Source organism: Shimia sp. (genome assembly GCF_049116215.1).
In the GTDB taxonomy this organism is placed as follows: domain Bacteria; phylum Pseudomonadota; class Alphaproteobacteria; order Rhodobacterales; family Rhodobacteraceae; genus Shimia.
In genome coordinates this window covers 296,951-319,700 of the sequence record NZ_JAGDZB010000005.1, presented here as the reverse complement: position 1 = coordinate 319,700, position 22,750 = coordinate 296,951, and the positions used below count along the sequence as shown (strand labels likewise).

Sequence of the window (22,750 nt, the reverse complement as noted above, 5' to 3'; positions counted from 1 at the left end):
TTTAATACCGCGTGGTCATCCGATACCCGCGCTGAAACACCAAACGCACATAGGTGATCGCGCGGGTTTCAAACCAGGTCGACCGCTCCGCCAGAAACAGCGGATCGCCTTCGGCACAGCCGAGATGTTTGGCGATCTCCGCTTCCGCAGTCAGCGCTGAAAAACTGATCTCCGCATCGGAATACGGCACCTCGGCAATCAGCCACTCATTTGGCCCAACCGTGCCAAAATCCGCCTCTGCCGCCTGTGGCAAGGCTGTCAGGTTGATCCACCGGTCTTCAAACTGATACGGGCTGCTATCGCCGTAGTGCATGCAGGTCAGATGTAACACCTTCCCGCCTGCCTCCAACCCCAACCGCGCCCGCAACCAATCTGGCGTGTCGATGATTTCGCGGTTCACCAGCGCATAGCGATACTGGGCGCCTCGCCCCTCGATCTCTTTGCGTACAATTGGAATGTGAAACCGCGCCTGACGCACCGGCGACGGCAAAACCCGTGTGCCCGCTTTGCGTTTGCGCTCCACCAACCCCTCGTCTGCCAGCTCGCGCATCGCCCGGTTGACCGTGGCACGGGCGCAACCAAATTCAGCAGCCAAATCCACTTCATTGGGCAACAGATCATCCGGCCCCCAAACGCCTTGCACAATCCGGCGCCGGATTTCTTCCTTCACATCGCGAAAGGCGGTTTTCATGCAGGCACATCCTCATCGTGTGGGATGTCCACTTTAGTCTGTACTTAAAAAGAATAAACCCGATTTATTCCTTACTGAAGCGACCACCTGACATCTTCATGGCCAACATGCCCCTACGATCGCCACCCCAACATGCGCCGTTCAATGAAGCTGATGATGGCGTTCACGATCACCCCCATCAGCGACAGGATCACCACGCCCGCAAACAACCGTTCAAGATCGTACAGCGAACCGGCCTCCAGGATATAGGCACCAATCCCGTATTGCGCGCCCAACATCTCTGCTGCGACCAGCAGGATAATCGCAATCGACAAGCTGATGCGCAGGCCCGACAGGATACCAGGCAAGGCTCCGGGCAATATGATCTTACGCACAATGGACCACCAGGACAGGCCAAAGCTCTGGCCCATTCGGATCAGGGTCCGGTCCACATTGTCGACGGCCCCGTAGGTGGCGACCACTGTTGGGGTAAATGTGCCAAAGGCGATGAGCGCATATTTTGACCCTTCACCAATCCCAAACCAGATCACAAACAACGGCAAGAGTGCTATTTTGGGAATTGGGAAGATCGCGGCAATCAGCGGGACAAGTCCCGAGCGCACATAGGAAAACAGTCCAATCAACACCCCAACTGAGATGCCGATACTGACACCAAGGGTGGCCCCAACAACAAGACGGGCCAACGAAGGGCCGAGGTGCTGGAACAAAAGTCCGCTGGCATAGAGTTGCCGGAAGGTCTCCAAAACATCAGAGGGCTTGGGCAGCGTGAGCGCCGAAATCCAGCCCGATCGTGTGCCCCATTCCGCCACCAGGATCAGCACCACAAACACCATCACGCCAATCCAGGCCTGGGGTTTGGGGGCAAATCCTCCGCCGCGGAAGGCAACCGTGCGTTTGGAAGTCTCAGACATGGATCAGTTCCTCATCTGCGGCGCGGGCTTCATCGCGCATCAGGTTCCACAAGCGTTTCTGATAGGCGTCCAAATCAGCATCACCAAAGGCGCGCTCTGCCAAAGGTTTGTCGATCTCGACAATCTCACGGATTTGGCCAGGACGGCGCGACAACACAACAACTTTATGCCCAAGGCGCACGGCTTCAGCCAAATTATGCGTGACATAGACGGCGGTGAACGGTTGTCGAGACCAGAGATTCACCAGATCATCCATCAATAGCTCGCGGGTTTGGCTGTCCAGCGCTGACAAAGGCTCGTCCATCAACATCACCGCAGGCTTCACCGCCAGAGCGCGCGCAATGGCCACCCGTTGCTTCATACCGCCAGACAACTGTTTGGGAAGCGCCTTGGCAAAATCGGTGAGTTTGGTGCGCGCAAGCACGTCCTCGATGATCTCGCGGGCAGCAGCCCCACGAATACCGTGATCTTCCAACACAAGCGAGATGTTACCTTTGACCGTGCGCCATGGCAGCAGCGCAAAGTCCTGAAAAATATAGGTCAGTGGATTGAGACAGTCTTTGGGCGCGTCCCCAACTTGCAGCACCTGGCCGCATTGCGGGCGCTCCAGTCCACCAATGAACCGCAACAACGTAGATTTCCCGCAGCCCGAAGGGCCAACGATACAGATGATTTGTTGGTTGGGGATGTCGAGGGTGATGTCACGCATCACCTCAAAATCATCGTAAGAATGGCCAATGCCCTCAAGCCTGATGTCCATTGTCTGCCTCAAATAGTCTGCAGTGGGGCAGCCTGTGCTGCCCCACCAGAGAGCGGTTTTAGCCGCCGATTGTTTTCACGTAAGAGCTGTCCACAAGCGTGTCGAGCGTGATGTCCTTGCCCACCAGACTCTCAGATTGGAACCAGCTCAGCTGATCCTGAACAGAGGCCAGGTTCAATGCGGCACCGGAGCTGATGCGCATCGTGCCATTGATGATAGAGCCTGCGGCCTTGGCCCGCTCGCGATCCGTGTAGACATATTTGTGGATCAGATCGACCATTTCGTCCTGATCGGCGGTGCCATCGATCATCGCCGCAGAGTAGTCATTCACACCTTTGGAGAAGCCCGCCAGGAAGCTCTCGGTCTGGCCACGCTCATTGGCGGCGTTGTTGGCGGAGGTGAACACAGTGGTGACCTGATAATCCGGGATGTAATCCGCCACGTTACCAGCAATGTGCCACGCGCCCGCCTTGGCCAGCGGTTTGGCAATATGGGGCACAATCGACCAGCCATCCACCTGACCGGACTTCATCGCACCAATGATGGCGCCCACTTTTTGCAGCGGCGTAAAGTTCAAATCGATGCCTTCGGCAGCTGCCATCTTGGCGCCCATATAGTGGAAAGACGATCCGGCCTGCGTGATGGCGTATTTCTTACCATTGAGGTCTTTCAAGCTCTGAACACCTGCCTGGTAAGACGCATCCGAAATCAGATATTTCTGACCATCGATGCCCGCCTCTTCTTGCAACGCGCCGCCAATCACCTTGATGGCGCCCTTGTCAGCCAGGCTGATCAAACCACCGGAAATCGCGGTCACGGCGTAATCAATGTCCCCGCTGGCAATTGCCACGGCCATGGGCTGAGCCGCCTGGAAAAATTCGAACTCCACGTCCAGACCTGCCTCGGTAAAGTAGCCGCGTTCAAAGGCCACAAAGTTGCCGGAGTGGGATGTGAAGCGCAGCGCACCCACTTTGATTTTCTTGTTCATGGCCAGTGCCGGCGCGGCCAGGCCACTTGCTGCAACAGTGCCGCCCATCAGGGCCAGGGCCTTACGGCGAGTAAATTTGATCACATTATCCTCCCAATGATCTTTTTTCAGATGTCCGGTTGTAATTCCGATTTGATATCTTCAGCCAAAGCCGCCTGTGCGGCGGCGCTGTCTCTGGCCAAAACCGCATCGACAAGCGCCTTCTGACGCGTGCAACGGCGGTCAAAGTCCAGTTGGTTTTCTCTTAGCAACGCCAAGAGAAAGCGTCGGCTTTGGTTGTATAATTTGCGTTGCAGATCAATCAGCCGCGGGCTACCGCACGCGTCAATCAAGGCGTAAGAAAAAGCACGGCAAGCCTCGTCCCATTCAAGCGCGGCCAAATCATCTGAAACCTCGATCACACGTGTTTCTGCTTTTCGCAGGGCATGATGTGCAGCAATGACGCGCCCTTCCCAAGCCACATCCCCAAGGTCGATGGCCAGCCCAATGGCCAGCTTCTCAATTTCCGTGCGCACCATCAGAATGTCGCGCACATCGTCCTCGGTGGCAGAGGCTACTCGAAACCCACGCTGCGACGTCGCCTCCACCAATCCTTCCGCGGTGAGAACACGCAGGGTTTCACGCATGGAGTGGTTTGATCCGCCGTACCGCGCACGCAAACTTTGCAGCTTGAGCTTTTGATCCGGCAGCAACGTCCCAAAAGAGATGTCACGCCGCAATGCTGCCGCGAGCATCGCGATGACTGTGTCATCTTCCTGTGTGTCACGCCGGAGGATCATTTTGTCGCCCAAAACTAAAAATGTTGGACATTTTTGAGATCAATGGGAGCTTTGTGTCAAGGAGATTGTTGCGAAGTACTGACGCATGCCCGCTTGGATTTTGAACCGTGACCGGAGCCCAAATCCGGGCAGTTTGGACAAACACTTTGCTGGAGCGGGCCCAATCGGGCAGCACCGATCAGCAACGTCGCATCGCCAATACAGCTCTGCCTCTTGCGCTTCGCGCCAGCACCACCTCATAGCGTTGCCACACAAAAAATTGACTTCTGAGGCAGTATATTACCCACTAGACTGCGACTCTGAATTCTTCTTAGGGACATTTGACATGCTGACCCGCCGACACTTCCTGATCACCTCTGCCGCCTTGTTCTCAGCACCATTGGCCCCTGCTGCTATGGCCGCCCCGGTGTCCGATCGCTCGAAATGGGCCAGCTGGGACCGTCACGTGACCCCCGCAAACTATGATCCAGCGACCACCAACCCGTGGGGTCTACACAGCAGATTTCTGCCCCAAATAGTTCAAGCCAACGATGGCCTCACCCCTGGCGACATCCACGTCGACGCCGTTGCCCGTTATCTATATCACATTCAAAATGACGGGACCGCGATGCGATACGGCGTCGCCATTGCCAAAGGCAATCTTTATGAGCCAGGCACCTATACAATCCGCCGCAAAACCAAATGGCCGACCTGGACTCCAACCGCGCAGATGATCAAACGCGAACCAAATGTCTACAAACAACACGAAAACGGTATGAATGGCGGCCCCTCCAACCCATTGGGATCCCGTGCGTTTTACCTATACGTCGGCAATCGCGATACCTATCTGAGAATTCACGGATCGCCTTCCCCTCGGTCGATTGGCGGACGGGCAAGCTCAGGCTGTGTTCGGATGGTCATGCCCCACATCAACGACCTATACGAGCATGTTGCCACCGGATCGACGGCCCACCTGCACCCGCCGGAGACTGCGGTCACGTCCAGCGCATAGGTGCTTTCGGCTGCCGTCGCTATTCCGGAGGACGCGAGCACAGCGGGTTCCCGGCATGTGCCCGCAGAGGCAGGTAGGTTGTTTCAACCGGCCCCACGTGCCGATACTCATAACACCCATCAACAGGATTGATCCGAACTGTGCTGAGATCTTGGTTTGGCGCAGCCAGTGCAACCAAATTGTCGGAAAGATTGGTGAGATGACCGTCCGAGTTTGTACCGCCAACACCTGTGCATCCCGCAAGAAATAAGACACCGCAAATGGCTCCGCAGACACTCTTCGACATGGTTTTCTCCCAAACTACTTTTTCATTATGTGCACGTAGGCATCAATCCGTACCAACGACAATGCCTTAACAGCGCCGGCAGGTCTTTATCGATACAACTCTGGCACAGCCCATGAAGCTGGTGCCACTTATTTTCGAAAACTCCGGTCACATACCCGTTGGTCTGCCCCCAAACCGAAGCCCACAACACGTTAAGGCCCAGATGTCGCAAGCAGATGAAACATCTGCCGGCGCTTCAGAAGCCCGACCGGCAAACTGATCCGCCCCACCTGAGTGGTCCAATTTGTCTATTAGTGTATGATTGGCCTGGGTTGCATAGGCACGATGACCTCCGCGGCTGGCGAGCGATTGCCCAATGCACCGTGGGGTCGTTTGGCGATGCAGTGCGTCCCAGTGACCAGCAAGGCAATGGTCCGCCGTTCACATTGGCAGTTGACCAGTCGTGTCTTGCGGCGAAAACCTGAGGCTTTGGAAGGCGGAGCTCTTTTTTCACTGCTAAAACATTATCTGCGGTCTTTGAAGTAGAGCGACGTGATAACAAGCTAGTCGAGATGATGGAGTTCTTTTCTCATTGTCGCCTGGCGTATGAAAAGAGCCGTCAATTGGGAACTTGTCTAGAAGACTTGCTAGATCTTCGCCCCGAACTCTGGCCAAGGCTTGAAAAAGCAAGCGCACTGCCAAAAGCGCAGCAAGTATAGTCGCAGGAAACGCTTCATTTGATCAGTTTCTGAATGTCGATTTCTCTGCGCAGGTTAGTAGCTTCGGACGCCCACAGCGAACTACCGCTTTGTTACCACCTATCGAACCCGTGGCACCTTGGGTCCAGCACCATCTAAGTTAGCCACCCCCAGCCTGAAATCAAACGGCCTTGGATTGGATCCGAGGCCGTTTTCTTTATTTGAAGGACAAAATGACCTATTGAGACGTTTAGATCATGTCGTGTGACACGCCACGCAAACGCTTCTCAGCTCACATCAGCCACACTTGCTATGACCACAGCTGTTGCAGGTCATGCAGCCTTCCACCATCTGCAAACCAAACTCGCCACAGCTTGGGCACGGCTTGCCACGTGGCGCGCCGCCCACAGCCATCACCTCAGCTTGTGGATCAGATTTCAGGCCCATGCCCTCACCTTCGATGAAGCCAATCGCAATCATGTGACGCTCCAAAACACCGCCAATCGCCGCCAGAATGGATGGGATGTATTTGCCTTCCATCCAGGCGCCACCACGCGGATCAAACACCGCTTTGAGCTCTTCAACCACAAAGGACACATCACCGCCGCGACGGAACACCGCGGAAATCATCCGGGTCAGCGCCAATGTCCAGGCGTAATGCTCCATGTTCTTGGAGTTGATAAACACTTCAAACGGACGACGATGACCGTTGATGATCACATCATTCACGGTCAGGTAAATCGCGTGCTCGCTGTCTGGCCACTTCAGTTTGTAGGTCGCGCCTTCAAGGCTCTGCGGACGCTCCAGCGGCTCGGACATGTAGATCACTTCACCAGAGTCAGCCACGTGATCGGCTGGCTGTTCACCCGGCGCCTGTTCGCTGCTCTCGGACACGGTCAGAACCGAGCCGGTCACATCGTTTGGACGGTAGGTGGTGCAGCCCTTACAGCCGGTGTCCCAAGCCTGCATGTACACATCTTTGAAGCTTTCAAAGTCGATGTCTTCCGGGCAGTTGATGGTTTTGGAGATCGAGCTGTCGATCCATTTCTGTGCCGCTGCCTGCATGCGCACGTGGGCCGCGGGAGCCAAGGTCTGCGCATTTACAAAATAGCTCGGCAGCTCTTTGTCGCCAAACTTGTCACGCCACATTTGCACAGCGTAATCAACAACTTCCTCTTCGGTACGGGAGCCGTCTTTCTGCAGAACCTTCCGGGTGTAGGCATAAGCAAACACCGGCTCGATGCCCGAGCTCACGTTGCCCGCATAGAGGCTGATGGTGCCGGTTGGCGCAATGGAGGTCAAAAGCGCGTTGCGAATGCCGTGTTTGGCAATCGCGTCTTTCACGTCCTGATCCATGTCCTGAACCAGACCACCGTTGATGTATTTCTCTTTGTCAAAGAGCGGGAAGGCCCCCTTCTCTTTTGCCAGATCAACAGACGCCAGGTAAGACGCGCGCGCGATGGCCTTCATCCAGGCTTCTGTCTGCAAGGCCGCTTCTTCGGTGCCATATTGCAGGCCCAACATCAGCAGAGCATCCGCAAGACCGGTCACGCCAAGGCCAATCCGACGTTTGGCTTGCGCTTCCTGCGCCTGTGCCTCAAGCGGGAACTTGGACGCGTCGACAACGTTGTCCATCATCCGCACGGCGGTTGCCACCAGATCGGTCAGAGCCTCTTCATTAAGCTCCGCCGCTTTTTCAAACGGGTCGGTCACCAAACGGGCCAAGTTGATCGAGCCAAGCAAGCATGCGCCATATGGCGGCAATGGCTGCTCCCCACATGGGTTGGTTGCGGCAATCTGCTCAACATAGCTCAAGTTATTGCGCTGGTTGATGCGGTCGATGAAAATCACGCCCGGCTCAGCATAATCATAGGTGCCCTGCATGATCTTATTCCACAGATCGCGCGCATCCACAGTGTGATAAACTCGGTCGCCAAACTTCAGCTCCCACGGACCATCCGCTTTCACCGCTTCCATAAAGTCATCGGTCACCAGCACGGACATGTTGAACATGCGCAGGCGGGCTGGATCTGATTTTGCGGTGATGAAGTCTTCCACATCCGGGTGGTCACAGCGCATTGTCGCCATCATCGCGCCTCGGCGCGAACCGGCGGACATGATGGTGCGGCACATCGCATCCCACACATCCATAAAGCTCAACGGGCCAGAGGCATCCGCCGCCACACCCATAACATCCGCGCCGCGCGGACGAATGGTGGAGAAGTCATAACCAATGCCGCCACCCTGCTGCATGGTCAGCGCCGCTTCTTTTAACATGTCAAAAATGCCAGACATGCTGTCCGGCACTGTGCCCATCACAAAGCAGTTGAACAATGTCACGTTGCGCGCGGTGCCCGCCCCGGCGGTGATCCGACCGGCTGGCAGGTATTTAAAGTCCTCCAGCGCGCCGTAGAATTTCTCTTCCCACTTGGCCGGGTCTTTTTCCACTTTGGCCAGATCGCGCGCAATGCGGCGCCAACTGTCTTCCACCGACTGATCAATCGGCGTACCGTCCGCCTCTTTGAAACGGTATTTCATGTCCCAGATTTGCTCTGCGATGGGGGCGGCGAAACGGCTCATCGATGGATTCCTTGGTTGTGCTGCGCGTGAGTTTAGGGTTTTTTAATCTATATCAAATCTGCGTCATCTGACAACGGCCTAATATGGAAATTTCCGCGAAGGAACCACATTATTTTGCGGTTGAAGGTTAATGACTCCACTATATAATGTGACTTCCGTGCATAATCCTGTGGAAAAATTGTGGGTAAAACCATGCATCTTGTGAAATTGTCAGTTGGTTCAGAGAGCCCGGAATCCCTTGCCGCCTGGCAAGCCGCTCATAAAGCACGATTTCCCGATGGGCTACCCCGTCACGTCACACGCATGTGGCCAAAACGTGAGGCTGAAATCCTCAACGGCGGCTCAATCTATTGGGTCATCAAGGGCAGCATCCAGTGCCGTCAACGCATTCTGCGACTCGACGAGGTTATCGGCGAAGACGGCATCCGCCGCTGTGCCATCGTTTTGGAACCAGAGGTGCATCTGACACAAGCCGCGCTCAAACGTCCCTTTCAAGGCTGGCGTTACCTGAAGCCCGAAGACGCGCCTGCTGATCTGCCAGCCAACCGCGCCAATGATGATGTCTTGCCGGACGAGTTGAACCGCGCGCTGGCCGAGATTGGCGTGCTCTGACGCGATGCAACAGGCGGTGCGTTAACTGTTGCGCACACCCTGCCCTTTGCAAAACGCACCTCCGCGAAACAGCCGTGATACAGACAAAATACCGACGTGACTTTCGCCACCTTTTGACCGGTTAACGCGTCGACAAACCGCCTCTTACCGCGTGCCAATATCTTGCGGCGCCACGGACACGGATTTCATCACCGCATAACATGTCACGCCTTCTGACAACTCCAGCGCTGCAGCCGAGCGCCGCGTGATCCGCGCCAAAATGCGCCCCGCTTTTGTGTCCACCGACACAATCGCCCCTGGTCCGCCTCCAGACCGCACAGAGTGCACTCGACCTTCCACAATATTGAGCGCGGACAACCCCTTAGGCGCCTCTCTTGACAGGATCACATCATGTGCCGCCACACGCACACGCACCTGATCCCCCACAGAATGTGACAGCTGCGGCAACATCAACGCCACGCCATTGGCGGCCAATTCGGTCAATCCATCCTCATGGTGCGTGACCACCTTGGCCTCCAAAACCGCGCCCACTGCGCGCGGCCCCATCGGCGTAAAGCTCGGATCCGACAACACCTCTGCTGCCGGCCCCACCCGATCCACTTTGCCATCCTTGAGCGCAACAACAGTTGTCGCCAACCGCGCCACCTCGGCAATCGAATGGGTAACATACAGAATTGGCAGAGAAAATTCGTCCCGGAGCCGCTCAAAATACGGCAGGATTTCCGCCTTTCTCGGCTCATCCAGCGCCGCCAACGGCTCGTCCGCCAGGATCACTTTGGGCCGCGCCAACAACGCCCGCCCAATCGCCACCCGCTGCTTTTCCCCACCTGACAACTCCGACGACCGCCGGACCAACAGATCTCCGATCCCAAGAATGTCCACCACCTGCTCAAAGCTGGCGACCTCTCTCCGCCCGTTGGCCAACCCATTGCCATACAACAGGTTTTTGCGCACGTTCATATGCGGGAACAGCCGCCCTTCCTGAAACACATAGCCAAGGGCACGTTGATGTGTGGGCACCCAAACACCAGCCGCGCTGTCACTCAACACCACACCATTCACAACAATCCGGCTCTGCGCCGGTTTACTCAACCCCGCCACCGCGTTGATCACACTGGTTTTTCCAGACCCAGAACTGCCAAACAAGACGGTGAGTCCCGCTGGCACCTCAAAGCCCACATCAAGGTCAAAGCCTTGAAACTCTTGGCGGATCTGCACTTCCACGCTCATACCTGCCCCACCTTTGCCGCGATCCGCCGTGCGAGCACTTCAGACAGAATTAACGCCCCTGCCGCCACAATGATGCTTACAACCACCAATCTCATCGCAGCCGTCTCTCCACCAGGGACTTGCAAAAACGCATAAATCGCACTTGGCAACGTGCGGGTTTGGCCGGGAATATTGCTGACAAACGTGATGGTCGCGCCAAACTCGCCCATCGCCTTGGCAAAGGCCAGAACCATTCCAGCCAACAATCCGGGCAACATCAAGGGCAACGTAATTGTAAAAAACACGCGCATGCGCGAAGCCCCTAGCGTTGCCGCCGCCTGCTCAAGCTTGGGATCAATCGCTTCGATCGACAATCGAATGGACCGCACCAAAAGTGGAAAGGCCATCACCCCCGCGGCCAGCGCCGCCCCGGTCCAACGAAAGGCAAAAACCACGCCAATCTCCTTAAGCGCACCACCAACCAAACCTTGCGTGCCAAACGCCACCAGCAACAAATACCCGGTGGCCACTGGTGGAAGAACAAGCGGCAAATGCACCAAAACATTAACAAATTGCTTACCTACAAACTCCCAACGTGCGAGAGCGTAAGCCACCAGAATGCCCGGTCCAACCGCCCCCATCATCGCCCAGAAAGCCACTTTTAGAGACAGGCCAACCGCGGCCCATTCCTGCGGTCCCAGCCAATCGCTCATCGCGCGCCCTCCACAACAAGGAACCCACGATCGACAAAAGCCGCCCGCGCCACTTCACTGTCAAGATAGGTCATAAATTCAACCACTTCCGGACGATCTTGCCCTGCGACGATGGCCGCCGGATAGGTGATGTCGCTATGGCTGCTCGGCGGAAACTGCGCCACGATCCGAACCCGATCGTCGACCATTGCGTCGGTTGCGTAAACAATTCCGGCCGCGACCTCCCCCAACGCCACCAGCGCCAGTGCCGCGCGCACGTTATCGGTTTCCACAACATTGGGTCGGACAGCATCCCATAAACCAAGAGATTGCAGTGCCTCTTTGCCGTACATCCCAGCGGGAACCGCTTCAACAAGTGCCATCGCAACACGGCCGGCCTTTAAAATTTGAGACAATTCCGCGCGGTCACCTGTGGCATATTCAGTCACGTCACGTGCGGGAACAATAACAGATAGACTATTGCCCAAAAATATTTTTTTGCGCTCCGGCTCAAGCAGACCCTTGGCGTCAAGGTGCGCCACCCATTTGACATTTGCCAACATTATCACATCGGCTGGCGCGCCGAACTCAATTTGCCGCGCCAGCGCGGATGATCCGGCAAAGGACGCGGTCACCTCATGACCACTTTCGGCTTCATAGCCTGCAATCACATCTGACAAAGCCTCCTGCAGGCTGGCTGCGGCAAAGACAGTGACCTGCTCCGCTGTCACGGAGGGTGCGGTGGCCAGAAAAACTCCAGCAGCAAGACAAAGCGCAGAAAAGGAAGACTTCAGCATGGAACCCGATTGGCAGTGACCATTTTGGACATCTGCATAGGCCTAGCGAATGAAGCGCAACCTGCGCAAGGGGCTTTGGGCCTGCAACCACCAGCAACTGAGACCCAGCATCCTGTTTGGATTGAGAAACAGCCCTATATACGGGCCAGGTCCTCGCCCAAATCGCCAAACTCCCCGCCCAAACAGATCACGGCTGCTGCGCCTGTCGAGACTGTGACTCCGGCAGCAGTGCGGGCACCCCAACCGACGCAAAATACCGCGACAACAGCTGGTACTCCTCACGCGGCACTTCCTGAATTGGGGCTTGCGCTTCGGCGCCTGCCATCTCAGCCTCCAGTACCGCTAGGATTTGGTCCACCATCGCATTTTCATAAAGAACACCCGGCTGTTGCAAAGCAATTTCGCTCACCAGAGCCCCACCGGGCACCATGCCCGAATGTTGCACGCCAGGCGCCGCGTCGGGGGAGGCCTGCAAGATCGCAACAGCGGTTTGCGCGTCAAATCCCAGATGCTTGACCAAATAGGCCAACCGTTCGCCAGTTTGGTCCTGCGCCGACAAGCTGGAACCATTCGCGCTCTTGCTCGTCACATAGCCTTGCCCGCCTTGTGGCAGCACTGCCATTCCGATTGATGGCCTAGGTGCCACAGACTCTTCGGATTGCAAGCCAGCTACCTGTGTCTGCAGCCGTTCCAACGTCTCAAGAAGCAACGCAAGGTCCATCGAAGAAGGAGGCCCGGAAAATACGTCCGCAGCACCCCGCCACTCGATAGGAGACGTTGACGCCCCAGTTCCATTGTCCTGTGCCTCCACAATCAGATCTTTCAGCCCGGACAGCTCTCTGCGCAATGTCTCTGCATCCAACACATCCGTTGGCGCAGCTCCGTAGGCCGACAGCACCGGCGGGATTGCCAGCGGTTGCGCCTGAACAGAAGGCATGGCACCCCCGGCCACCATCCCCGACTGAGGCGCTTGCCCCGGATAGGTCAATGGCGCGGCGGATGTCGGCGGGGCAATGCCAGGTGCCATCGATGTGCCATAGCCCGGCGCAACAACCTGAGGCTGCGGCATCGGGGAATTCCAGGCCGCAGGCTTGGTCATCCCGCCGGCGGTCTCTGCATTTGGCACCGGCCAGCCGCGCGGCAAAACCGCGTAGTCCTGTCTGGCCGCGATCCACCGCAAATAGGCGGTTACCGCAGAAAACCCTTTGAGCGAAACACGAGATACTTCCGTGCCCCCGCGACGCGTGCTCAACTCGCCACCTGCGCCCAATAGGAGCTCCAGCTGCACATCAAGCGGTTGTAGAATACGCTCTGGCACCTGAATTTCCGACACCCCCTCGGATACGAAAAACATGTCGCCAGCCAGCGCGTTTTCCAGCCGCATTTGCAACTGGCCGCGATCTGTCAGAAACACCTCCAACCCGTCTTTACGGGCGGCACAGGCATAGGTGCGCGGACGGCAAATGACCTCAAACACATCGACGTCCAGCCGCGGCGTTGGGGCAAAGCGGGCATAGCCGTCCGGGTCAAAGCGGAAATACATCCCTTCCACCAGGCCTTCTTGAAAACTCGGCCAACCAAACGCCCCGCGCAGCGCCTGACGCGCCTCCCGCGCACCTATGGCAAAGGGAATGGCCGTGTCTAAAATCGCATTCTCGGAGGCAAAAGCTTCGGCACTCCGGTCCTGCGCGATTGCAGGTTGCCCGATTGCCGGCGCCCACCCACCAGTCAGGACGGCCATGGAGAGAAACAGGGTTTGCATGGAGTGTCGCATTAGAAATCAGCCTTCTCTTGTACCGAATGACGCAAAGCGGGAAGCCAATCGTCTTTCTGGGGAGGGTCCGGGTATTTGCGCAGCAGTCGGATGTCCTGATCGCGAAACGCGGTGTACCAGACTTCGGTGTCGCCGGTGTACGGCGTCAGAATTGTGCCTTGCACCTTGTGCAATAAGGCGGTGAGAATGATGCCATTGTTGTTGGCGGTAAAAATGCTGACCCGGCCTTGCCCACGCTCATAGAGCCCCTCATACATGCCGTTTTCTGGGTCATAGAGCTCAATCATCGCCTCATAAAGCACATCGGTGTAATCAGTCTCCCACAAGGCCCAGAGGCCCAGCGCCGCCTTTCCGGCCACCGCCGCGTGATCCGGCACATAGTCCCCGCGTGGCGTCACCGTGTTCCACGGATAGCCGTCTGAGAAAATCGTGTCATAGGTGAAATACGGCGGACCTTTTACGTTGTGCTCTGAGCGCGCCGTCATAAAACCGGTCTGACGCCAGCGGTTTTCCTGCACCTGATAAATCCGGTCGGCAAACTCGGCGCGCCAGCCATCGGTGTGCACCCACTCTGGGCTGCTGTCGTCATGTGGCATGTCAAACCCAAGCTCCAACCCGTCTTGTAGGTAGCTTTCGGTCACCACGTAGTTCTGGGAATGAAAAATCCGCGGGTCGCGCCCGTCATAAGGCACCTGAATGCCAAATATCGACGCTGTCAAAAACGGCTCTGCGCGATGCGCCAGGCGGGGTCTGAATCCCCAAAGCGCAAAGCCTTTCGCGGCATATTCCTCATAGCCCAACCGGCCTTCCTGTGCATAAACAGTCTCGTCGGTTTCCTTGTCGACATAAGCGCCAAACATCAGCCCCTCATCATCAATCACGTTGCGGAAATCCCATTTCAGCAGCACGGAATCGATGGTGTTGGCCAAATAGGGATACCGGTTCTTGTAAATCCGCATCCACACCAGAAAGCGCCCAATATCCAATGCTGAAAACCCGATCTCCCCGGGCTTGTTGGTATAGTCCACCTTGGCACCGGTCTGGGTGTGATACACTTTGTTGGGCAATTCTTTGCGGAACAGATCGAGCCCTTTGATCGTGGTCAATAACTGCGTGATCCGCCGGTCAAATTCCGGTTTTTCGATAAGGCACAATTCATAAGCGCTGACCAACCCTGCCATATAAGACGCCGTATCCCACAACGTGGTCGATGGATAATTACCCACCGAATTGGCAAGCCCGGTGCTTTCCTGGGTAAATTGCTCAAAGTAGTGCCACGCCACCTGGGCCGCGCGCAACTCGCGCTCGTTTAAAAAACCACGACGGCTCCGGTATTTGCGCACGTAGGCGTTATGCTTGTCATATCCATGGGGCACGTTTGCCCCGCGCGGCAGATCGTCAAAGAAATCCGCGGCCATCTCACACATGCGCGGCGGCTTCTCCCGAGGCCGCTCCTCCAACACCATACTGCTGGTCACACTGGGCAGATTGCCCCGCATCAACGCTGGAATTTCATCCAATGCCCCACCGGCAATGATCGGGATGATCTCTTCTTCCTGCGCCAGAAATACCCGCCGCGCCGTGATGCCCACGGCGTAGCTCGCCCCGGAGATACCGAGAACAACACCACAGAACATCAGGACGCCCAACAGCGGCGCTCGCTTACCGGAACCAACAGCACTCTTCATCAAACACACTCCAGACGGAACGCTACTATGAAACGGCAAAATGGTTAAAAATTGGCAACCAGAGGAATTAGAATTCCGATAACCAAAAATTGGACAAAATAAGAACAAATAATAAATTCAAAAACACAATCTTAACCGAGTGACGATACCATTCCCTTGTTCTTTGTGTAACGGGAATTGTTTTATGTCTCATGATCGCGTGCTGCCTGATCTCTCTATAGACGCCACCGGTGCGCCGCCTTGCGGACCTTTGCCGTTTCGCGACCGTACCATTCCGATGTGGACCCATGGGGTCTCTTTCCTGTTTTCCCTGGGTGGCGGGATTTGCCTGCTTGCGGTGGCCGTGTTTGTGGTATTTTTCTACGAACTGGTGGTCCAGGACAGGCAGCTGATCCTTGCACCGTTGCTGGCGTTTGGCGCCGTCGTACCGATCTTAGGCATTCTGATTTTTGAAGTTGGCCATGCCCGCGCTTTGTCCGGGTACCGTCAAATCCGTCGGCGCAACTCGGTGACCGGCCAAGCGCTTGTGGCTGTCCTGGCTGGTGGGGTGTTTGGCTTTCTACATCCGCTCATTGTCGCGCCATTTGTGGCGGGCGGCATGCTGTCGTGGCTGCTCTGTGGTCTGGTCGCGCGCTGGACCCGTCGCGAGCCGATGTGGGACTTTCTACCACAAGAGGCCACAAGTTTTCTCAGCGGCCGCGATCAACGCGCGATCGATCTCGCCAATGCCGCGCGAGGCGACAGCGCCCTATTGGAAGCCTTGCAAAAATCTTTGGCTTTTGGCGGGTTGATCGCCGGATTTGCGGTGGCCAGCTGGCTTACCGCCCTAGAGATTATAAATGCAGCGGCCATCGCCACCATTGCACTGGTCACCTATTGGTCGGTGGATGCGTTCTTTGCCTATTTTCGGCAACGCTCCGTGGCCGACCCGGAGCGTTTGGGGCGCGCAAATGAGGTTGTCTGCTTGCCGCCGCCGTATTCCGCTGATCCCGAAGGCGACGAAACTGCGCTGGTGGTGCATCATCTCTCGGTACGCACGGACACAGGCACGCCCTTGCTGTCGGACGTGTCCTTTCGAGTGGAGCCCGGCGAGGTGATCGGCCTGTCCGGTGACAGTTTCTCGGGAAAATCGTTGTTGTTGGGGGCCTTAAACGCCCCACACGATCTCACCGCACTTCAGGTGGAAGGCTACGTGGCCATGCAAGGCACCCCACTTTGGGGCCGGAGCGGCGAAGAACGTCCAATCCAAAGCGTTCTGGTCCCGCCAGAAACTCTGGCGGTCCCCGGCGGCGGCGCGGCCAACCTGTCCTGTTTCAGCGGTGAGGCCCAATTGGATCGCGCCCGCAAAGCCTTACAATCTCTGGTCTTTACCGCCGACACAGTGGATCGCATCCTATCTGCCTCGGACGTGCGACATCTGTCCCGCACCGAGCAAAAGGCGCTCTCGTTGGCCCGAGCGCTGGCTTTGCGTCCCGGATTGTTTCTGATTGACCGGCCTGAGGACGGCGCCAGCGAAAGCCTTCTGGCGGCGCTAGGGGATCGCCTGCGCGCCGAAGCTCGACTGGGGCACACCACGCTTTTGGCCACCGAAAACCGCCAGCTTTTGGAACGCTGTGACCGCCTGTTGATGATGCAAAACGGCCGTGTGATTGAATTTGCCTCCACCGCCGAAATCCGGGCGCGCCTTTCTTCTGGCTGGAGCCGCTTTGTCACCACCCGCGAGCTTGACAACGAGGAGGCGTTGGACGCCTGGCTCTGCAGCCAGTTCCGGCGCGACGGCGACGAAGGCAACCGCCGCGCGGTCTGTATGGTTGCCAATGAAATGCTTGCGGTGGCCTGCCAGTCGCCCCCCGACAGCGATGCACCTTCAGATGACATCTCCTTTGAGTTCAAGCATTTTGTGGGTCAATGCCAATTGCGCATGATCGATCAGCGACTGGCCTTGTCCTCAGGCGCAATGCAAAAGGCCCGTGTGGCGGCGGACACCTCGGTGGAGGGGGAGCGCCTGTCCCCGCTGGCCAAAATCATGCGTGACAGTCTGGATGTGCAAACCGGCGGCGATGATGGCCAAAGCCACCTTGAAGTGACAATAAAAACCTACGATCCACGGCTGCTGGAGAAACGCAAAGGGCCTGCTGATGTTTCGCCCCAAACTTGACCTGCGCCCGCCCCGCAGCCTCAACCCACTCCAGGTAATGTGGGTGTTGTGGGCTGTGCTTGCGACCGCCCTTCTGACAATCAGTGCGTGGGCCTTTGCCACGCGGTTTCCGGTGAACGCCGCCCGCGTTGCATCCGGCGCTTTTGAAAGCCAAACGCCGACAGTGGATGTGGTTTTACCTGCCGATGTCACTCTGGCCGAGGTGCTGATCACCAACGGCGATCAGGTGACTTCTGGGCAGAAAGTCGCACGCTTGGATCAAACCGCCCTCCATCGGCTTCTACATAATCTGCGCCGCGACATCGCCAACACTTCGGCTGCGGTTGCCTGCTGGCGGGCCGCCGGCCAGCCCTCTCCGCCTGGCAGTCCAGAAGCCAACACAGCCCTGCAAGCCTGCCAAAACACCAAACGCCAAGAGCTTTTGGCACGCGAACAGCTTCTGCATCGCCGCGAAAGCCTGCAACGCGAAACCGCGCTGGCGGTGCGTGAATTGGTTTTGCGGGCGGAGAACACGCCGCCGGCGATACGTAATATTTTGATGTTGCGCGCGGCTCTGGAGCGCGAAACCCTGCAAAGCCTGGTGCGCGACGTTGAATTTGAGTTGGCCCAGCTTGTCCAAACTCAGGAAGCTGGCCGGCTGGCGCAGGTTGTCGCCCTGGAGGCACAGACTGCCGCGCTACAAACCCGTGTGATCGAACTGGAAGAAATTGCCGCCGCCCCTTGGCTTTACGCGCCGCAAGATGGGCGCATCGAACGGCTGCGCCGCATGCCGGACACGGCGGCACGCGCATGGGATGTGACTTTGGCCCAGATTCACAACGCATCCCCCGCAGCTTACCAAGCCCGTTTTGTGCTCTCGATGTCCGAAGCAGATGCCCTGCGATCAGGAGACCCGCTTCATATCTCCCTGGCTGGCATCCCCCACCCGCACAACCGCTTCCCGGCGCACGTGCAATCGATCTCATCGATCAATGTCGGGGACGTCGCAGCACGCGAGGTGCTTGTGCGTCTGTCCAATCCAGGACCGCAAGCCCAAGCCGCGCTGCGCACATTGCCGGCCGGCACGCGCTCCACCATGCAGGTTGAGCTGCCAATGCAACGGCTCGGCCATATTCTGGGAAGCGCAACGGAGCGATTATTGCAATCTTTCTAAGTGTAAAATGTGAGAGGGCACCTGGACCGCTCAAGCAAAAGGCTCCGGAGGTCACCGGAGCCTTTTGCTTGAACCATTTGGCGGAAACCGCGCCTAAGCGAGGTCAGTTCACCCGCAAGAGCGGTCCCTTTAACTTGTAATGCAACGCTTCAAGCACCACCGCGTTGGTGTTGAGGGTCAATGCCAGATTTATCCGACCATCTTCCTCGTAGCGCCCCGCATACCACCCCTGCTCTCCCGCCAGTGGCGCCATCTCCGCCAAAACCGTTTGCGTGTAGTCGGTTCCATAAAGCGCATCCCAGCCAAAGGCCGCCTTCAGGCTGACCGTGCGCAACTCCGGATGAGCACTGCCATCTTCGGCCACCACTGCCCAATCCACACCGTTGCCAAACACGCTGCCGTATAAAAAATGTGGCGCCTGGTCGATGTGATCTTCACTGACCATTGTGGCTTGGCCCGTGTGGCGCGCCCGCGCCTCTTGTGCCTGATAAACGCGGCTTGCAAGCAGACGTCCCTCCGCATTCAACCCGGTTTCAAAGGCTTGCAACAGATAAGGTTCACTCACCACTGGTGTGATTGCACCAAAGTCTTTGGCCCGGCGCCGATCTGCGGCGACCTGTACGCCGGACACCTCCTGCCAGGCCAAAATTGGCCGCGCGGTGCTGGCATCCAGGACGTCCAACCCCCAAAGCGCCGCCGCCCGCGCCCCGTATTGCTCATATCCAATGCGCCCTTCTTGATGATATTGGGTCTGCCCCTGATGCCGGCTGCTGCCCCACAACCGGCCCTCCGCCGTCATCGCCGCCAAGTCCCAGCCTCCCAGAAGCGTCCTGATCTGCGGGCCATAAGACGGCGCGCGCATTTCCAGCGCCCGCAGTGCCATCAGCAATCGCGCAATGTCCAGCGCAGACCAGCCAATGCCCTCAGGCACCGGCGTGTTTGCGTAATCCACCATTGCCAGACTGCGCGTGTCATACGCCTTGTTGGGCAATTGCCCATCAAACAAAGGCAACCGCTCAAGCCCCCCTAAAAAGGCGGTGCTGCGTTGGTCAAAGGCTTCGGCATCTATCAGGCCAAGCCCCTGCGCCGCGATCAGCGCAAGCAAGTAACTGCCTTGATCCCAAAGTGTTGCACTGGGATGATCATGGATGGCGTCCACAAAGCCGGTTTCAGCGCGAAAATGGCTCTCAAAATAGCTCCATGCGGTTGCCGCCGACTGCCAATCCTGCGCGGTCATACCCCGTGCCGCTTGCGGCACAAGCCCTTGCGTTTGAGGCAGCTGCGCAAGGCTGCTGTCGCGCATCACCTGCCCCCAAGTGTCCTGATTGACCGCGATGCCGGCAGTCAACAGCAAGCCTGCCAGAAACGCCACACTGCCGCGATTGGAGCGACTGATACCCTCTACCTGTGGGGACTTAAACACCATGAGACACCTCCAGTTGTTTGGACTTAAACAAGACCGGGCGCTGCCCTTCCGGTTGGGAAGGCGGGCGCCAGCGCGCCATGTGCAACGCCCGCGCCACAAGACGCAAATTGACCACAAGCCAGAACATATTCACCCACAACAACGCGTTGCTGTAACCGGGGCTTTGCAACAACGTATGCCAAATTCCCCAACTTGCTGCGGCTATCATAATCGCCAGCAACACCAAATGCGGCCACACCAGCCACAGGCTCGAGGTTTCATTGACACCGGGCAATTTGGGCGTCGGGGCAAACTGCGGTTTCTGGCGCCGCATCACGCAATAAAGCGCTCGCCATTGCAAAGGCAGCGCCACCACCGATAACACCCGCCCAGCGCCAATTGAATGCCCTTTGCAGGCAGCCACCATGGCCAACTCGCCCAAGACAACGACAGGCAAAAACCGTTGGAAAAACTCCATCGAATAAGCTGTCACCGGGGCCAATCCGGTGAACAGAGACACCACCGGCGCCAAGAGCAAAACCGGCGCCCAAAGCGCGCTGAAATACGACCACAACGTCGCGCCATAGTGCAGTTTTTGCCGCCAACTCAACCCACGCCGAAACACCGGATTGTCCCACACCGCGATGTCAAACGTGCCGCCGGCGTATTTGAGCCGCTGCGCCGCCCAAGCTGCCATTGACCAGGGCGACAACATGCGGGCCTCAACCTGGGGATGGTACACAGACCTCCAACCTGTCTCTTGATCTGCGTGTAGCAAAATCGAGGTGTATAGGTCCTCAGACACGTGAAACCGGTAAGGCTGTAATGGCGGCGCGGCCAAACAGTCTGTCCAGCTTAGGCGGGACTGGGCAGCTTGCGCCCGCACCATTTGGGCCTTGTCGCGCAAAGCCGCATCAAACACCGCTTCGCGCCGGTGAATGGAGGCTGCGCCGCAACAAAACGAGGCCCCATTCCGATTTCGCCGGCGTTGAATCACATCAAAAAACACGCTGGGATCCGACAGAAAAGGGTCAGCCCCAACCGTTGTGCGCCCGGTGATCCATGTGGCCAGCCACGCGATCTGGCGGCCAAAATAGGCCGTCATCCCGGCAGGTGCCCATGCCCAGCGTGGCGCATTGTCAGCCATCCAAGATTGCCAGGTTTTTCCGGGCGGCAGGTCATAAAACCAATGAGGTGTCTGCACCCATGCAACTTTGGGATCAGCAAAATAACCCAATGTGTTTTGCAAAAAGGTCGGTAGCAGTCGGGTGTCAGCGTCGCAAATCACCACAAAATCCCCAGAGGTTCGTAACAAGGCATGGCGCAGATTGCCCGCCTTGAACCCGGTGTTGGTTTGCCGCGCAAAATAGCTGATCCCACGCCCCTCTGCTTCAAGCGCCATTTCACTCCGGTCGCCATCATCCAGCAGACACACCCGGACCCGCACACCGTCGGGCACTTTCACCTCCGCAGCGGCCAGCAAAGTCGGCCGCACAACCTTGATAGGCTCATCATATGTGGTCACAAAAACATCCACGGTTGTGACAGACGCAGGTGAGCCCAGGGCCACTTTCGCATTTGTTGGGGGGGGAGAGACCGTATCGCTCTCGTCCCAAATGTCAAAATAAAACAACAATGTACCGACAAAAAATAAAGTTTCCGCCAACGCCACACACACAGAAAACACCAAAGCGTCAGGATTCAACGACACCGTCCAGCGCCACTGCAAATAGGCCGCTCCGGCCGCAACCGTGGCCCCGGCCAAAAAATGCCAAACCCACCGCCGCGGCGCACTCATCGGCGCAAAATGTGGCGGCTGGCGATGGGAAAACGCCTCAAAATAGGGCTTGCTCATTGCGGTTCACTCTCCAGCTGCCTCTCCATTTCAGCGCGCATTTGCTTGCCGATGATCGCGTATAAATGCCTCCAGCACGCGCAGTATGGCGTCCGCTTCGCTCCCCTGATGACCCTTGGCTGTGGACCCGGTGGAATGAGACCAAACGCCGGCCGCCACTTTGATCCGCAGATCTCGCGTCAACAGCACCTCCTGGGTCAGGCTTGCAAAAACCGAATACTCGTATCTGCACAGGTCATCCGGATCGGAGAACGAGAAATACAGGTTGAGCGTTGGTTGCCCTGGCACCAGATGCAGCTGATCTTTGGGAACCACCTGAAGGCCCGCCTCGGTTAACCGCGCCACAAAAGCCTTATGCAAGCGCGCTCCAAACCTGGCATCAAATCCCGGCGGCGGTTTTAGCGTCGTCAGATCTAGATGCAGCTGGCTGATGCCGCGCAAAACCTCACCTTTCTCCGATCGCGGCAGAGCACGCGGGTCAAATTTAAGCGCAAGGACCGGCTGATTTTTCTGGCATATCACTGGCGCATCGGGGTGATCACGCGGCAGAGAGCCTGTCCGGCCGGCACCATCACGCAGGCCAAAGAGCCGATAAATAAAACCGGTGTTGCTGGTGTCCAACGGGCGGCTGGAGAAGCTGCGCCGTGTCTCACATTGCGCTCCTCCTGGGCAATGGTGCCCAACAAAATCGACACGTTCCCACAAGATCCAGAACCGGTCCCGCACAGACACCGCCGCCCCCGA

Annotated in this window: 18 protein-coding genes; 4 read left to right on the top strand and 14 right to left on the bottom strand. The window is 57.4% G+C overall.

All coding sequences use genetic code 11. The features are described 5' to 3' along the window. Position 1 precedes the first annotated feature (1 nt). The 5 genes from JXR15_RS16300 to JXR15_RS16280 all read right to left on the bottom strand — a co-directional run bounded on the left by JXR15_RS16300 (position 2) and on the right by JXR15_RS16280 (position 4,129). Positions 2–691 carry a GntR family transcriptional regulator gene (locus JXR15_RS16300; protein ID WP_422054257.1) on the bottom strand — a complete coding sequence of 230 codons (690 nt, stop codon included), beginning with the start codon at positions 689–691 and terminating at the stop codon, positions 2–4. 113 nt (positions 692–804) lie between these two features. Then, a complete protein-coding gene (locus JXR15_RS16295; protein ID WP_422054256.1) occupies positions 805–1,602 on the bottom strand; it encodes an ABC transporter permease in 798 nt (265 codons plus the stop codon). After that, the gene (locus tag JXR15_RS16290; protein ID WP_422054255.1) at positions 1,595–2,362 is read right to left on the bottom strand and encodes an ABC transporter ATP-binding protein; all 768 of its coding nucleotides are present in this window, start codon (positions 2,360–2,362) and stop codon (positions 1,595–1,597) included. The genes JXR15_RS16295 and JXR15_RS16290 overlap by 8 nt, the downstream gene beginning before the upstream one ends. Before the next feature lie 58 nt (positions 2,363–2,420). Further along, positions 2,421–3,434: an ABC transporter substrate-binding protein gene (locus JXR15_RS16285; RefSeq protein ID WP_422054254.1), complete on the bottom strand. Its 1,014-nt coding sequence runs from the start codon at positions 3,432–3,434 to the stop codon at positions 2,421–2,423. A 23-nt stretch (positions 3,435–3,457) separates the two neighbouring features. Continuing rightward, the gene (locus JXR15_RS16280; protein ID WP_422054253.1) at positions 3,458–4,129 is read right to left on the bottom strand and encodes an FCD domain-containing protein; all 672 of its coding nucleotides are present in this window, start codon (positions 4,127–4,129) and stop codon (positions 3,458–3,460) included. A 325-nt stretch (positions 4,130–4,454) separates the two neighbouring features. On the opposite strand from JXR15_RS16280, the gene JXR15_RS16275 reads away from it, so the two are divergent. Next, on the top strand, positions 4,455–5,120 hold the full coding sequence (locus JXR15_RS16275; RefSeq protein WP_422054252.1) for a L,D-transpeptidase: 666 nt from the start codon (positions 4,455–4,457) through the stop codon (positions 5,118–5,120). 1,260 nt (positions 5,121–6,380) lie between these two features. On the opposite strand, the gene JXR15_RS16270 is transcribed toward JXR15_RS16275, so the two are convergent. Next, a complete protein-coding gene (locus JXR15_RS16270; protein WP_422054251.1) occupies positions 6,381–8,663 on the bottom strand; it encodes an adenosylcobalamin-dependent ribonucleoside-diphosphate reductase in 2,283 nt (760 codons plus the stop codon). Between the two features lie 192 nt (positions 8,664–8,855). On the opposite strand from JXR15_RS16270, the gene JXR15_RS16265 reads away from it, so the two are divergent. Next, positions 8,856–9,275 (top strand): DUF1489 family protein, encoded by a 420-nt coding sequence (locus JXR15_RS16265; RefSeq protein WP_422054250.1) that lies wholly within the window; start codon positions 8,856–8,858, stop codon positions 9,273–9,275. A gap of 144 nt (positions 9,276–9,419) precedes the next feature. On the opposite strand, the gene modC is transcribed toward JXR15_RS16265, so the two are convergent. From modC to JXR15_RS16240, 5 genes are all read right to left on the bottom strand, one after another. Continuing rightward, positions 9,420–10,505, bottom strand: a complete 1,086-nt coding sequence (modC, locus tag JXR15_RS16260; RefSeq protein ID WP_422054249.1) for a molybdenum ABC transporter ATP-binding protein — start codon at positions 10,503–10,505, stop codon at positions 9,420–9,422. Then, complete coding sequence (gene modB / locus JXR15_RS16255) at positions 10,502–11,197, bottom strand: molybdate ABC transporter permease subunit (protein WP_422054248.1); 696 nt, start codon at positions 11,195–11,197, stop codon at positions 10,502–10,504. Before modB ends, modC begins: the two co-directional genes overlap by 4 nt. Then, entirely contained in the window at positions 11,194–11,973 is a 780-nt protein-coding gene (gene modA / locus JXR15_RS16250; protein ID WP_422054247.1) for a molybdate ABC transporter substrate-binding protein, read from the bottom strand. The genes modB and modA overlap by 4 nt, the downstream gene beginning before the upstream one ends. A gap of 187 nt (positions 11,974–12,160) precedes the next feature. Continuing rightward, the gene (locus tag JXR15_RS16245; RefSeq protein ID WP_422054246.1) at positions 12,161–13,735 is read right to left on the bottom strand and encodes a hypothetical protein; all 1,575 of its coding nucleotides are present in this window, start codon (positions 13,733–13,735) and stop codon (positions 12,161–12,163) included. An 11-nt stretch (positions 13,736–13,746) separates the two neighbouring features. Further along, positions 13,747–15,435, bottom strand: a complete 1,689-nt coding sequence (locus tag JXR15_RS16240) for a DUF3131 domain-containing protein (protein WP_422054245.1) — start codon at positions 15,433–15,435, stop codon at positions 13,747–13,749. Between the two features lie 184 nt (positions 15,436–15,619). Between JXR15_RS16240 and JXR15_RS16235 the strand changes: the two genes are divergently transcribed. Continuing rightward, positions 15,620–17,593, top strand: a complete 1,974-nt coding sequence (locus JXR15_RS16235) for an ATP-binding cassette domain-containing protein (RefSeq protein ID WP_422054244.1) — start codon at positions 15,620–15,622, stop codon at positions 17,591–17,593. Next, positions 17,574–18,746 (top strand): hypothetical protein, encoded by a 1,173-nt coding sequence (locus JXR15_RS16230; protein WP_422054243.1) that lies wholly within the window; start codon positions 17,574–17,576, stop codon positions 18,744–18,746. The genes JXR15_RS16235 and JXR15_RS16230 overlap by 20 nt, the downstream gene beginning before the upstream one ends. A gap of 103 nt (positions 18,747–18,849) precedes the next feature. Here the strand turns inward: JXR15_RS16230 and JXR15_RS16225 are convergent, their stop codons facing one another. The 3 genes from JXR15_RS16225 to JXR15_RS16215 are packed head-to-tail and all read right to left on the bottom strand — an operon-like array spanning position 18,850 to position 22,627. Further along, positions 18,850–20,172 carry a DUF3131 domain-containing protein gene (locus tag JXR15_RS16225; RefSeq protein WP_422054242.1) on the bottom strand — a complete coding sequence of 441 codons (1,323 nt, stop codon included), beginning with the start codon at positions 20,170–20,172 and terminating at the stop codon, positions 18,850–18,852. Beyond that, positions 20,162–22,006 (bottom strand): glycosyltransferase, encoded by a 1,845-nt coding sequence (locus JXR15_RS16220; protein ID WP_422054241.1) that lies wholly within the window; start codon positions 22,004–22,006, stop codon positions 20,162–20,164. The genes JXR15_RS16225 and JXR15_RS16220 overlap by 11 nt, the downstream gene beginning before the upstream one ends. Positions 22,007–22,036: 30 nt before the next feature. Beyond that, positions 22,037–22,627: a hypothetical protein gene (locus JXR15_RS16215; protein ID WP_422054240.1), complete on the bottom strand. Its 591-nt coding sequence runs from the start codon at positions 22,625–22,627 to the stop codon at positions 22,037–22,039. Positions 22,628–22,750: the final 123 nt, after the last annotated feature.

Bases quoted from the DNA above. Each gene is read 5' to 3' on its own strand.
- JXR15_RS16235 (WP_422054244.1), top strand. From the start codon at position 15,620: ATGTCTCATGATCGCGTGCTGCCTGATCTCTCTATAGACGCCACCGGT.
- JXR15_RS16230 (WP_422054243.1), top strand. From the start codon at position 17,574: ATGTTTCGCCCCAAACTTGACCTGCGCCCGCCCCGCAGCCTCAACCCA.
- JXR15_RS16275 (WP_422054252.1), top strand. From the start codon at position 4,455: ATGCTGACCCGCCGACACTTCCTGATCACCTCTGCCGCCTTGTTCTCA.
- JXR15_RS16265 (WP_422054250.1), top strand. From the start codon at position 8,856: ATGCATCTTGTGAAATTGTCAGTTGGTTCAGAGAGCCCGGAATCCCTT.
- JXR15_RS16300 (WP_422054257.1), bottom strand. From the start codon at position 691: ATGAAAACCGCCTTTCGCGATGTGAAGGAAGAAATCCGGCGCCGGATT.
- JXR15_RS16280 (WP_422054253.1), bottom strand. From the start codon at position 4,129: ATGATCCTCCGGCGTGACACACAGGAAGATGACACAGTCATCGCGATG.
- modA (WP_422054247.1), bottom strand. From the start codon at position 11,973: ATGCTGAAGTCTTCCTTTTCTGCGCTTTGTCTTGCTGCTGGAGTTTTT.
- JXR15_RS16270 (WP_422054251.1), bottom strand. From the start codon at position 8,663: ATGAGCCGTTTCGCCGCCCCCATCGCAGAGCAAATCTGGGACATGAAA.
- JXR15_RS16295 (WP_422054256.1), bottom strand. From the start codon at position 1,602: ATGTCTGAGACTTCCAAACGCACGGTTGCCTTCCGCGGCGGAGGATTT.
- JXR15_RS16225 (WP_422054242.1), bottom strand. From the start codon at position 20,172: ATGGTGTTTAAGTCCCCACAGGTAGAGGGTATCAGTCGCTCCAATCGC.
- JXR15_RS16240 (WP_422054245.1), bottom strand. From the start codon at position 15,435: ATGAAGAGTGCTGTTGGTTCCGGTAAGCGAGCGCCGCTGTTGGGCGTC.
- JXR15_RS16245 (WP_422054246.1), bottom strand. From the start codon at position 13,735: ATGCAAACCCTGTTTCTCTCCATGGCCGTCCTGACTGGTGGGTGGGCG.
- modB (WP_422054248.1), bottom strand. From the start codon at position 11,197: ATGAGCGATTGGCTGGGACCGCAGGAATGGGCCGCGGTTGGCCTGTCT.
- JXR15_RS16290 (WP_422054255.1), bottom strand. From the start codon at position 2,362: ATGGACATCAGGCTTGAGGGCATTGGCCATTCTTACGATGATTTTGAG.
- modC (WP_422054249.1), bottom strand. From the start codon at position 10,505: ATGAGCGTGGAAGTGCAGATCCGCCAAGAGTTTCAAGGCTTTGACCTT.
- JXR15_RS16220 (WP_422054241.1), bottom strand. From the start codon at position 22,006: ATGAGCAAGCCCTATTTTGAGGCGTTTTCCCATCGCCAGCCGCCACAT.